The following is a 12784-nucleotide window of genomic DNA, read 5'->3' as shown; positions in this document are numbered from 1 at the left end:
GCGTGCCCTGGGCAGTCAACGTGTGCATAGTGACGTTTTTCGGTTTCATATTCAACGGTGGAGGTGTTGATTGTGATACCACGTGCTCTTTCTTCCGGTGCTTTATCGATGGAAGCATAGTCCAGGAAGTTAGCTTTGCCTTCTTCAGCCAGTACTTTGGTGATTGCGGCGGTCAGGGTTGTTTTGCCGTGATCGACGTGGCCGATGGTGCCGATGTTAACATGCGGTTTTGTTCTTTCGTAATGAGCTTTTGCCATTTCTTTCTCTCCTTATACAAAAAAGAATTTGCAAAAATAGATTTGCGCTTTATTTATTATACCTTGAAAGTCAACGGGAAACAAGAAATCCGGCGCAATTCCATATGCATTTTCGGGAAAATAGAAATTTTTCTGCCATCTGCCGAACAGATAACAGTAAAAAGAGCTCTCCAAAGAGAACTCTTTTCTACGGTGTTTGGTGGCGGCTCAGAGATTTGAACTCCGGACACAGCGGGTATGAACCGCTTGCTCTAGCCAACTGAGCTAAGCCGCCATGGAGCTGATAACCAGGATTGAACTGGTGACCTTATCCTTACCAAGGATACGCTCTACCAACTGAGCTATATCAGCACATCTATATATAGGAAATCATTAACATGGTGGCGGGGGCAGGACTTGAACCTGCGACCTTCGGGTTATGAGCCCGACGAGCTACCAACTGCTCCACCCCGCGATATTTGGTGGGCGGAATAGGATTCGAACCTATGAAGGCAAAGCCGGCAGATTTACAGTCTGCTCCCTTTAACCACTCGGGAATCCGCCCATATGGAGCTGGCAATAGGACTTGAACCTACGACCTGCTGATTACAAATCAGCTGCTCTACCAACTGAGCTACGCCAGCACGCAAGTGACGAAATATATTATACACAATTTCATTCATCTTGTCAAGAACTTTTTTCGTTCTCTTTTGCTCACGCAGAGGTTTGTCCTCATCACGTTTATAGATTATAGCATTATGACGCCCCTCTGTCTACCCCTTTTTTACAATTTTTTTGAAAAAGCCCTGAAAAGTTTTCTGCCACGATGCTATACCATTACCTCATGTCGGACGGGAAATCTTTCGCTAATAGTTTCCTGTCGGTTTACTATACAATCGGCCCATGTCGAACAGGAAACTTTTCGCAAACAGTTTCCTGCCGGTATGCTATACAATCGGCCCATGTCGAATAGGAAACTATACGCAAACAGTTTCCTGCCGCTATGATACGCAATCGTCACATGACGAATGAGAAACTTTTCGCAAACAGTTTCCTGCCGCTATGATTCACAATCGTCTCACGCCGGATAGGAAACTATACGCAAACAGTTTCCTGCCGCTATGATACGCAATCGTTCCATGTCGGACAGGAAACCATTCGCAAACAGTTTCCTGCCGCTATGATACCCAATCGTTCCATGACGGACAAGAAACTATTCGCAAACAGTTTCCTGTCGGTGTGCTATACAATCGTCCCATGTCGAACAGGAAACTTTCGCAAACAGTTTCCTGTCGCAATGATTCACACTCGTCCCATGTCGGACAGGAAACTATACGCAAACAGTTTCCTGCCGCGGTTATACGCAATCGTCACATGCCGAACAGGAAACTTTTCGCAAACAGTTTCCCGCAGTCATAAATCACATTCGCGTCCCGCCGGACATTCTTATCCCTCTGTGGACTCTTCGCTTCTCTGGGCCAGCGGAGTATCCTCCGTAACGTCGCGGTTTAATACCTTCTTGGCCCCTTTCAGGAATTTGGGACGGGGAATGAGGACGATGTGTCCGCAGCCGCAGCACTTAATCCGCATATCGCTTCCCAGCTGCAGTACTTCCCATTCCTGGCTGCCGCAGGGATGCTTCTTCTTCATCTGTACAATATCACCGATACGAAACTGGATAAATTTCATTTCTTTTCTCCTTTTTATAGTAATCGAAAAGGAAACACTCACTGTGAACAGGGTTCTTTAGATTAACAGCACCTTCGGCGCTGAGGGTTGACGGCCCTGCAGGGCCGAAGGTTCTTAGGGTTCTTAGGTTTGACGGGCCTGCGGCCCGAGGGTTGTGGTGGCGGCTCCGCCGCAGTTTTTAGCCTCCTTCCTCAGGAAGGAGGAGGTCGCCGTTAGGCGCCGGAGGATAGCAGACTTTTCGCAGAAAAGCTGAGATCCCTAAGGGACCTAATGTGACTCATAAAGTTACGCGCCGCGTATTCAGGTTCCTCAGGGTTCTTTCCCGCCGCCCGATCGTCATTCTGAGTGAAGCGAAGAATCTCGGTGCGCGCCGCTTTTGAGACAAAGAGCAGTAAATTCCGGTTGGCGGGAAGAAGCCGCCGTTTGGCGGTCACATAGCCATAGCGTGTCAATCCGTCTTGCAGCGTCGTACACCCTTTTGCCGCTCCACGGCACTTCCCCTCAAGGGGAAACGAGACGTTACGGGAATACCCCTGGTGTCTCCAATGCTGCATGACAGAGAGCCCGAGCCCCCTTCCATAGGAAGGGGGAGGTCGCCGCAGGCGCCGGAGGATAGGGGCGTCATTCCTTTTCTAAAATTTCGGTGTTCCTCAGGGCTCCGCCCAGCTCCATTCCGGTCGGGCAATTAAAAGGAAAGCGATTCTAAATTTCTCGTTTCCCCTTGAGGGGAACGCCGCGAAGCGGCAAAGGGTGTACGAGGTTAAGAATGACAATGTTGCTCCATTGCTGCTCTGCGCAGGGCCAACTTTGCCCGACTTGGCAATCCTATGCAAGATTGCCACCTGGGGAAGGAGCCTGCGTTACGTATCTCCCGCTCCCCAAGCGATACAAAAGTCCCTTCAGGCAAGGGCATGGCTGATTTCCTTACTGTTTTTCCGGCACCATGAGGAAGCGGATGGGCAGGTAGGCGGCGCCGGCGGGGATGAAGCGGATGTAGAGGTCCTTTCCCATGTCCCAGGTGCCGCAGGAAATGTAGTCACTTTCCGTACCGTTTCCAAACCAGTGCTTTCCCAGCTTGTCATCGGTGCGGTACACCCGGAGGAGGCGGGGATGGGTGCCTATCTGGAAGGTACCCATGTAGACGCCGCCCTGGGCGTTGATATATAGATTATACTTCCCACTGCCACTGTTGTGGAAGGTCACATGGTAGGTGATTCCGTAATCTCCGGTATTTTCTCTTTCCACATGGCTCATTTCGTCTTTTCCCTTCTGGAAGGGGAAGGAATTGCCCACGGAAATTTCAGCCGCTCCTTTGGTAAAATCCCAGTTTTCGTTTTCCAGGTAAATATCTTTGGCAAAGGTGCCCCGCATTTCATGGGTGTCCGGCGGAAGGGGAAGCGCCGTATCCAGGGCTTTCTGCAGATCCTTTGTATCCCCGTCGGTAAGGATGGCGGCACCCAGGGAGACGGGTTGCTTCGTTTCGATTTCCACCATACCGCTCACCAGGTCTTCCTCCGCAATGCCGCCTTCGTCATCGTCGTAGAGAATAGTTTTCTTTCCCGGAAGGAGCTCCAGGGTCTCCGGTTTCTGCTCCTCCCCCACTGCCTCCCGGAAGGACAGGGTGGCGCCGGTGGGTATATAGCTGCTGCTGGCATCCCCTTTCACCCGGCGGGTGACGGTGATGTCCTGCTTTTTATCTGATTTCGCATACACCAGCACCCGGGCGGGGCCGCCGGTTTCGTTCACATGATAATAATAAAGCCTGCCCTCCCCGGGCTTCACGGTGCCTTCATAAAGAATGCCCGGCTGATTGGCATATTCCGGGCAGTCGGAAAAGACAAGGGTGCCCTCCGCCTTCGTCTGGGTGAGGGGCAGGGTGGTATAGGTTTCATCTAAAGGCGAAGCAGCGAAGGCAGTGAAACCGCCTGCCATCATCATGGCTGCCGTCAGGGATTGGATAGATTTTTTGAATAGGGACATTGGTTATGCTTCTTTTCTGTATATTGATTAAAAAGGTTTTTAAGATTAGCCGGTCTTTGGCGGTCGGGTTCATGGCCACGACTTCGGCGTGAGGGTTCTAAGGGTTCAAAGGGAAAGGTTGACGAGGCCGTCGGCCCCGAAGGTTATGGCCGCCTGTCGGCGGCGGGTTGTGTTCGCTTCACTCAGGGGGCGACGGCCCTTTGGGCCGAGGGTTGTGGCAGGCACCCTTTGCGGACACGCCTTCGGCGTGAGGGTTCAAAAGGTTCAAAGGGTTGTGGTATCGCCTAAGGCGATGAGTATGTATGCTGTGGAGGTCCTGCATAGGACCTCCAAGTCAGCCAAAGTTGGCCCTTAGCCTGCCCATAAAAGGGCCTTCCTTTTGTCGGCTGACCGTTTTCGGCGGCAGCACTGCCTGCGGCAGTGAAAACCAAACAACCGGGCTTGTTTTCCCTCGCCCGCCAGGGCGGTTGTGAAGGTTTTATACAAACTGGCGCACCCCCTATGAACCCTCACGCCCGTCAGGGCGTGTCCATAATGGCGACCCACCTTTCCTCAGCCCATTCTTTCGTTTTCTTCCATGGCCTGTACCATGGATTCTATTTTTTTGAAGCGATGAGCCAGGCCGGATTTGGTGATGCCGCAGATGGCTGCCAGTTCGGAGAGGCTGGCGTTGGGATGGGAGAGGCGCACTTCGCAGGCTTCCCGGATTTTTGGTGACAGGGAGGACAGGGTATTTCTTTTGAGGAGCCGCTGTACCATGTGGGTCTGGTGGACGGCGGCGTCCACTGTTTTCTGGAGGTTCGCCGTTTCGCAGTTCACCTGCCGGTTCACCCGGTTCCTCATGTCCTTCACCACCCTGACGCTTTCAAAGTCCAGATAGCTCTGGCTGGCGCCCACAATCTGGAGGAATTCGGACACTTCGTCGCCGTCTTTGATGTAGACGATGTAATCATTTTTCCTGTCGGTCATGCGGGCGTTCATTTTGAAGGAGGCCATGGTCTTCACAATCTGCTCTGCAAACCGGAGGGACTGGGTCACCATTTCCAGATGGTAATCACTCTGGGGGCGGCTCACGGAGCCGCCGCCCAGGAAGGCGCCGGCCAGGTAGGCCCGCTTTTCTTCATCATTTTCCAGGAAAGGGCTGTCGTCCACGGTGGCCATAGGGGAAAGGCCCATGGTATCCAGGAAGGACAGGCCCATTTCAGAAGGCTCCACCACCAGGGTGTATACATTCTTTTTGCGGAGGCGCCGTCCCTGGCGCACCATGGCGCTGGGCATGAAGCCGAAGTCCTTTTTCAGGTACACCAGCACCCGGCGGGCCACAGCGCTGTTTCCGGTGGAAAATTCAAGGCCCCAGCGGCCCCGGGACCCGGTAATGAATGAACCGCTCATCCTAAGCAGGGCCAGAAGCTCCGCCGTCCGGCAGGCTTTGTCGTCCCGCCGGATGCGGGCCAGTTCGTTCTTCACCTGTTCTGTAAATGACATTAATGACTCCTCTTTAAATATTCTTCCAAAGCTTCCGGCGCAATCTTGGCGGAGAGCAGGTTATGGATACGGACGATTTCATTGGAAAGTACTTCCGTGTCCTGCACGGCTCCCCGGGCCGGTCCCAGCAGGTCCGCTTCAATCAGGGCAGCCCCCAGGGATTCCACTTTCTTCCGGTCGATGGACACAGGGAAGGCGTGGGCTTTTTCATATTTCCGAAGTACTTCCTGGGAAGGGGTGCCGTTGTTGGCAAGGACGAAATCCACCACTCCGCCGCCGATATGATCCACCAGGGCTTTCAGGTGGTCCCCCACCGTATAACCCGTGGTTTCTCCGGGCTGGGTCATGACGTTGCAGATGTAAAGGACAGGAGCGCCGCTTTCCCTGATGGCCGAAAGGATTTCCGGCACCAGAAGATTGGGCAGCACCGACGTGTAAAGGCTGCCGGGCCCCAGGGTAATAAGGTCCGCTTCCTTGATAGCTTCCAGGGCATCCCCTACGGCCATGGGTGCCTTAGGGACGGTGGTCATGCGGACGATGCGCACGTCGCGGCCGATTTTTTCGGGATAGGCGGAAATTTCAGATTCCCCTTCCACGATTTCGCCGTCGGACATTTTGGCCCGGAGCCGCACTTTTTGGGAGGTGGCAGGCATGACCTGGCCGCGGATGTTCAGGACCTTGCTGGCCGCTTCCAGGGCATTCTGCACGCTGCCGAACTGCTTGATCAGGGCCGCCAGGAAAAGATTTCCCAGGCTGTGTCCCGCCAGTTCTCCTTCGCCGCCGAAGCGGTACTGGAAAATCTGCTCCAGCACCGTTTCCTTATCGGCCAGGGCCACCAGACAGTTCCGAAGGTCTCCGGGCGCAATGATTCCCATTTCCTCGCGAAGCCTGCCGGAGGAACCGCCGTCGTCGGCTACGGTGACAATGGCGGTGATGTTGGACGTTTTATTCTTCATGCCGCGGAGCAGCATGGACAGGCCATGACCGCCGCCGATGGCCACCACCTTCGGTCCCCGGGAGAGTTCCATGCGGGACAGAAGCTTCTTGGACACTTCTTTCTGGTCCGGTGCCAGAAGCTCTACGAACCGCTTCATGAGCTTCCTCACGGCGGTGGTCATAATCCACAGGCCCAGGATGACAAAGAGGGTGCCGCAGACAGCCAGGAACGTATAGCTGTAGCTTCCTGTCATCTGGAAAGCAAAGCGCAGCATCCTTTCTTCCATGATTCCGAAAATCTGGTAGTTCAGAATCAGTGTGGCGCCAAAGACCAAAAGGAGGATTCCCAGCGAAAAGAGAACCATCCAGCGCTTAATGGCAAGACCTGGCCGGAGCCACTGCATGAAATGTTTCATCAAACCTCATCCTTCCGAAGAATCCGTCACATCATGCTCTATACGATTTCTGTGCAGGTCCCGGTGTTCCACATTCACATGGCCGAACCTTTCCTTCAAGTGACTGCCAAGCCTTTCCGTCACAAAGACGGACCGGTGCATGCCGCCGGTGCAGCCGATGGCAATGGTGAACTGGGTTTTCCCCGCTTTTTTGAACTGGTCCACCATGAAATCCATGAAATCGTACAATTTCCCCAGAAATTCCCGGGTCACCGGCGCCTTTTCGATGTAATCGGCCACTTCCTTCACCCTTCCGGTGGAGTACTTGTACTCCGGCACATAGAAGGGATTCGGCAGGAAACGGACATCAATCACCGTGTCCGCATCAATGGGGATGCCATACTTGAAGCCGAAGGAAAATACGGTAATCTGCATTTCCGCGCCGCTTCCGTCCACGCCGAAGCGGCTGGACAGGTATTCCTTTAAATCGCCGGTCTTCATGGCGGTGGTATCCACAATCACATCGGCCTGGGCCCTAATGCCTGCCAGGATTTTCCTCTCCTGGGCAATGCCCTCCTGGATGCGCATATTCTTGGCCAGAGGATGCTGCCGCCTGGTCTCCATGTACCGTCGCACCAGGGCCTCGTCGGAGGCCTCCAGGAACACCACCTCATGGGGAATGCCCCTTTTTTTCAATTCATCCAGCGCCTGGGGCAGGGCGTCAAAGAAGGAGCCGCCCCGGATATCCGTCACCACCGCCACATGGCGGGTATTGGACGTACTCTTCCAGCAGAGGTCCGCAAACCGCACAATAAGCACCGGCGGCAGGTTATCCACGCAGTAATAGCCCATGTCCTCCAGCTTCTGCATGAAATTCGTTTTTCCGGCTCCGCTCATGCCGGTAATCACAACAAAGCGGAAATCATCCTGCATGGTTCATCCCTCCAGTACATATTTTTCAACAGCCTTTGCCACGCCGTCTTCGTTATTGGAAGCCGTCTCATGGGCAGCCGCTTTTTTCGCGCTGTCCGAAGCGTTGGCAACGGCAAAGGACCAGGGCGTCATGGCCAGCATGGACACATCATTATTCCCATTGCCGAAAGTCATGACCCGGTCCACAGGAATGCCGTAAGAGCGGGCCAGTTCAGCCACTGCCCTTCCCTTGGAGCACTCCCTGTTATTCATTTCAAAGAAATAGGGCTTCGACTTCACCTGGTTCACCAGTCCGCCGTATTTCGTCTTCAGGAAATTTTCAATTTCCTTCATCTTTTCTTTGTCATATTCGCACACAAGGATTTTCGTCGGCGCCTTTTCAGGCGTCCAGAAATCGTCCCCTGCCACATGGGCCTTGACGCCGCACTGCTTCTCATACTCATCGGTGCGCCAGTCCCGGAAAGGCACATAAAGCTCGTCGTCAATATAGGTATGGGCATACCAGCCCTGCTCCTTGATATCCGACAGGATAGCAAGGGCCCTGTCCTTCTCAATCCGCACATCCCTTATGATTTTCCCGCTTTCACAGAGCCCCGTCATGGACCCCGTATAGCAGATGACAGGCACATCACCAAGACCGATGGCCTTTCCCCAGGGACGGGCCGCCTGGAACATGCGCCCCGTGGCAATCACGATCTTCACGCCCCGGGAAAGAGCCTCTCCCAGCACCTTCTTCGTGTAGTCCGAAACGGAAATATCATCCCGTAAAAGGGTATCGTCCAAATCAATGGCAATCATTTGTATAGAAGACATGGTATGCTCCTTTATAAAATAAAAGGTTCTGAAGTTTGACCGGCCTGGACACGCCTTCAGCGTGAGGGTTGACGGCCCTGCCGGACCGAAGGTTCTTAGGGTTCAGAGGTTTGACAGCGGCTTTGCCGCTGAGGGTTGTGGTGGCGGCTCCGCCGCAGTTTTTAGCTCCCTTCCTCAGGCAGAAGTCCTGCAGGGGACTTCTGAGCCGGGCTATTATGTGAGCATAGCCTGCACATAAAGCGAACACCTTAATGCCCGGCCAGCGGGAGGTCGCCGCAGGCGCCGGAGGATAGGAGCGTCAGTTCGTTGATAAAATCTTCGGTGTTCCTCAGGGCTATCGCCCAGCTCCTTCCTGAGGAAGGAGCCTGCGTTACGGGATTTCCTTCCAGCCTCGCTCGTCATTCTGAGCGAAGCGAAGAATCTTGGTACACGCAGTTAGTGTCTCCCACTAGTCCACTAGCTCACTAGTCCACTAGCCCACTAAGGAATCCCGGTTGGCGGGAGGAAGCCGCCTCTAGGGAAGCATGTCACTGGATTTTCGGGTCGCTGCGCTTCCCTATAAATCCAGTTCCTTTGCCACCCCTGACGGGGGCACAATAAAGGGCAGAGTAACGGTTCGTCACAGTAAAAGAAAACACACCCATACAGAAGAAGCAGCAAGTAGACAGCGGAAAGACGCCTGCCATTGAATCACGAAAAGCAAAGAAACTATAAACTAATTCCAATGTCCCTCTGTCCTACGAATTCATCCCAATAGACCTGCACTCGCGTCTTTATTTATTATACCATAGGGCGAAACGCCCGAAGGCGTGGGATGTACCAGCACACCAGTTTCCCAGCTCACTAGTTCCCTAGCTCACTCACAGCAGCGCAATCAATTTTTCCGTTTCTTCTTTCGTGGTGGCCCAGGAGGTGGCTATGCGCATGACCACTTTATCTCCCTTGTTCTCCCAAAATCCCATCTCCACTTTTTTGGAAAGGGCCCGGGCCTTTTCGTGGGTGAGGGTAATGAAAATCTGGTTGGTGCTGTTTCTTACGTCCTGCACATAGCCCTTTTCGTCCAGAGCCTCGCGGATGCGGTCTGCCATTTCATCGCCCTTCTTTCCCAGTTTTTTCGTAAAGACCGCCGGTGAAGAGGGTATCGAACTGCAGTCCTGCAGCCCAGCCCTTGGCCAGGAGTGCGCCGTGCTGTTTCACCATGGTGAAGAAATGGGGCACCGTCCCCTTCTTCGGGAACACCACCGCTTCGCCCAGGAGGGCGCCGCACTTGGTGCCGCCGATATAAAAAACGTCGGTAAGCCGGGAAAGGTCCTTCAGGGTCACATCATTTCCTTTGGCGGAAAGTGCGTAGGCCAGGCGGGCGCCATCTACATAGAGGGCCAGTTTCCATTTCCTGCAGACAGCACTAATTTCCTCCAGCTCCTTCAAACTGTAAAGGGTGCCGTACTCCGTGGGCTGGGATATATACACCATGGCAGACATGACCATGTGCTCATGGTTTTCATCGTTCCAGTAGGTCCCTGCCAGCCCATCAATATCAGCCGCCCCGATTTTCCCGTCTTTTTCCGGAAGGGTGAGCACCTTGTGGCCGCCGTATTCGATGGCTCCTGCTTCATGGACAGACACATGGCCCGTGGAAGCGGCAATGACCCCTTCGTAGGGACGGAGCATGGTATCAATGACCGTGGCATTGGTCTGGGTGCCGCCCACCAGGAAATACACTTCTCCCTCCGGTGCGCCCGCTGCAGCCAGGATTTTTCTCCTGGCGGACTCTGAAATCACATCAGACCCGTAGCCGGTGAATTTCTTCCCTGCAAGCCCTGCCAGGGCCTCCATAATTTCCGGCGCCGCGGTCTCCATATAATCCGAAGCAAAATATAATTTTTCCATTTCGTTCTCCCTTCCCTTTGCTGTTTTGACATATTGTATATCACCAGGAAGAAGTCATGCAAATAGTTTCCTGTGGAGGTGATACACCACCGTCTCATGCCGGATAAGAAACCATTCGCAAACAGTTTCCTGTCGCGATGAATCCCCATTTCCCACGTCGAGTAGGAAACCATTCGCAAACAGTTTCCTGCCGTGATGAATCCCCTTTGTCCCACGTCGAATAGGAAACCATTCGCTAATAGTTTCCTGTCGCTATGATATACCATTGCCCCACGCCGAATAGGAACCCATTCGCGAATAGTTTCCTGTCGCTATGATATGCAATCGCCCCTTGCCGGATGGGAAACTATTCGCAAACAGTTTCCTGCCACGATGATTTGCCATCGCCCCATGCCGGATAGGAAACTTTTTCGACTAGTCCCCTGCCGCCATGATACACAATAGTTTTCCCCCTCCCCTGTCATTTCGAGCGCAGCGAAGCGGAGTCGAGAAATCTCCTGCCGAACAGTTTCCTGTCGCTATGATATACCACTGCCCCATGCCGAATGGAAAACCATTCGCAAACAGTTTCCTGCCGCTATGAATCCCCATTGTCCCACGTCGAGTAGGAAACCATTCGCAAACAGTTTCCTGTCACGATGATTTGCCATCGTCCCATGCCGGATAGGAAACTTTTTCGACTAGTTTCCTGCCGCGATGAATCCCCTTTGTCCCACGTCGAATAGGAAACCATTCGCAAACAGTTTCCTGTCGCTATGAATCACCTTTGTCCCACGTCGAATAGGAAACTACACGCACACAGTTTCCTGTCGCTATGAATCACCTTTGTCTCATGCCGGATAGAAAACTATACGCAAAAAATCCGTGAAGGAATGCATACAATCATTTCTTCACGGATTTCTCATTTCATCATCAATCAGATTTTTCTTCCCGGATAGGCCTTCAGTCCTTCGCCCAGGAGGTGGATGGCTTTTTTCAGGTCATCGCAGTTCAGCACATAGGCCAGGCGGGCTTCGTCCACGCCTTTGCCCGGTTCTGCATAGAAACCATTGCCCGGTGCAATCATTACGGTTTCACCGTTTACGTCAAAGTCCTTCAACAGCCAGATGGCAAATTTTTCCGCATCGTCCACCGGCAGTTTCACCATGACATAGAAAGCACCCTTGGGGTCCGAGGAAATGACGCCGGGAATGGCAGCAAGGCCAGCGGCGATAGTGTCGCGCCGTTTCTTATATTCCTGGTTCACCGCATCCAGATAGGATTTCGGCGTATCGTAGAGGGCCGCCGCTCCCACCTGTTCCACCGTAGGCACGCAGAGGCGGGCCTGGCAGAATTTATTAATCTGGGTGGTGAAATCTTCATTCTTGCAGAGCAGGCAGCCGATACGGGCGCCGCAGGCGCTGTATCTCTTGGACACGGAATCCACGATGATCAGGTTGTCCGCCAGATCGTCATAGGTGCCAAAGCTGGTGTAGGCGCCGTCGTAAACAAATTCACGGTACACTTCATCCGCAATGAGGGCCAGGCCATGCTTCTTCACCACAGAAGCAATCATGTCCATTTCCTTCTTGTTATACACCACGCCGGTGGGGTTGCCGGGGTTGGTGAGGAGGATGAGGCGGGTCTTATTGGTAATGTACTTTTCCACCGTTTCCTGGTCCGGCAGACGGTAGCCGGTTTCTGCGCTGGTGGGCACTGCCCTTACATGGGCACCGGCAATCTTGGCAAAGGAATTGTAGTTGGCATAGAAAGGTTCAAATACCAGGATTTCATCACCGGGGTCGCAGAGGGCGAGAGCTGCCAGCTCCAGCGCTTCACTGCCGCCGGCAGTGATGTAAATATTCTTCTCGCTGTACTCCATGCCCCATTCCCTGTAATATTTCTGAATCTGGTGGATCAGGTTCATATCCCCCTGGGAAGGTCCATAGGCCACGGTCTTCTTGTCAAAATGCCTGATGGCCTCCATGAACTGGGGCGGCGTCTCAATATCCGGCTGTCCGATGTTCAGATGATAAATTTTCTTTCCTGCCTTCTGCGCCTCCGTGGCATAGGGGCCCAGTCTGCGAATAGGAGAAGTGGTCAAGCTCAGTGCTCTCTGTGAAATCTTCATCATTATCCCTTCCTGTTTCTGAAAAATATCATTCCATTAAATCATGGTTCCATACTTTTCTTATTATATACTTTTTTATGCATTCTGCCATGGGATTTTTTTATGAAATAAAAAGATTCAGAGGATCCAAAAGGAAAGGGTGACGAGACTTATGAATCGAAGTTTAAGGTTTCTAAAGGAAAAACAACTCATTACGTTTTGTACGTCGTTTCACTCCTGCATCATCTGCTGCAAACTATTTAAGGAGGCTCATGATACAGCAGCGCATAAAAATTCTTATAAAAGCAAACTCTACGAACTAACCAGTGTTTCCCTGG

Annotated in this window: 10 protein-coding genes and 5 tRNA genes; all 15 read right to left on the bottom strand. The window is 52.9% G+C overall.

Annotated features, from left to right (window positions below; translation table 11 throughout):
• The coding region (locus tag QZQ29_RS06825) for a GTP-binding protein (protein WP_296961561.1) at nt 1–257 on the bottom strand (257 nt) is incomplete at its 3' end.
• Between the two features lie 197 nt (nt 258–454).
• Nucleotides 455–531 (bottom strand) — tRNA-Met (locus QZQ29_RS06820).
• A 1-nt stretch (nt 532) separates the two neighbouring features.
• Nucleotides 533–608 (bottom strand) — tRNA-Thr (locus QZQ29_RS06815).
• A 27-nt stretch (nt 609–635) separates the two neighbouring features.
• A tRNA-Met gene (locus QZQ29_RS06810) sits at nt 636–711 on the bottom strand.
• Between the two features lie 5 nt (nt 712–716).
• Nucleotides 717–801: transfer RNA gene (locus tag QZQ29_RS06805), tRNA-Tyr, on the bottom strand.
• Between the two features lie 3 nt (nt 802–804).
• Nucleotides 805–880, bottom strand: a tRNA-Thr gene (locus QZQ29_RS06800).
• Nucleotides 881–1682: 802 nt separating this feature from the next.
• Nucleotides 1683–1925: a DUF951 domain-containing protein gene (locus QZQ29_RS06795; RefSeq protein WP_296961558.1), complete on the bottom strand. Its 243-nt coding sequence runs from the start codon at nt 1923–1925 to the stop codon at nt 1683–1685.
• A 924-nt stretch (nt 1926–2849) separates the two neighbouring features.
• On the bottom strand, nt 2850–3905 hold the full coding sequence (locus QZQ29_RS06790; protein WP_296961555.1) for a hypothetical protein: 1056 nt from the start codon (nt 3903–3905) through the stop codon (nt 2850–2852).
• Nucleotides 3906–4457: 552 nt separating this feature from the next.
• The gene (gene whiA, locus QZQ29_RS06785) at nt 4458–5390 is read right to left on the bottom strand and encodes a DNA-binding protein WhiA (protein ID WP_296961552.1); all 933 of its coding nucleotides are present in this window, start codon (nt 5388–5390) and stop codon (nt 4458–4460) included.
• Complete coding sequence (yvcK, locus tag QZQ29_RS06780; RefSeq protein ID WP_296961550.1) at nt 5390–6742, bottom strand: uridine diphosphate-N-acetylglucosamine-binding protein YvcK; 1353 nt, start codon at nt 6740–6742, stop codon at nt 5390–5392. The genes whiA and yvcK overlap by 1 nt, the downstream gene beginning before the upstream one ends.
• 6 nt (nt 6743–6748) lie before the next feature.
• Complete coding sequence (gene rapZ, locus QZQ29_RS06775; protein ID WP_296961547.1) at nt 6749–7654, bottom strand: RNase adapter RapZ; 906 nt, start codon at nt 7652–7654, stop codon at nt 6749–6751.
• A 3-nt stretch (nt 7655–7657) separates the two neighbouring features.
• Entirely contained in the window at nt 7658–8467 is an 810-nt protein-coding gene (locus QZQ29_RS06770) for an HAD family hydrolase (RefSeq protein WP_296961544.1), read from the bottom strand.
• An 860-nt stretch (nt 8468–9327) separates the two neighbouring features.
• Nucleotides 9328–9555, bottom strand: coding sequence for a hypothetical protein (locus QZQ29_RS06765; RefSeq protein WP_296961541.1), 228 nt, complete (start codon nt 9553–9555; stop codon nt 9328–9330).
• A 1-nt stretch (nt 9556) separates the two neighbouring features.
• Entirely contained in the window at nt 9557–10357 is an 801-nt protein-coding gene (locus tag QZQ29_RS06760) for an aminotransferase class I/II-fold pyridoxal phosphate-dependent enzyme (protein WP_296961538.1), read from the bottom strand.
• 916 nt (nt 10358–11273) lie between these two features.
• Nucleotides 11274–12470, bottom strand: coding sequence for a pyridoxal phosphate-dependent aminotransferase (locus QZQ29_RS06755; RefSeq protein ID WP_296961534.1), 1197 nt, complete (start codon nt 12468–12470; stop codon nt 11274–11276).
• Between the last annotated feature and the right edge of the window lie 314 nt (nt 12471–12784).

The organism is uncultured Dialister sp., assembly GCF_900538805.1.
Classification (GTDB): domain Bacteria; phylum Bacillota; class Negativicutes; order Veillonellales; family Dialisteraceae; genus Dialister.
This window is presented reverse-complemented; position numbering and strand designations above follow the sequence as displayed.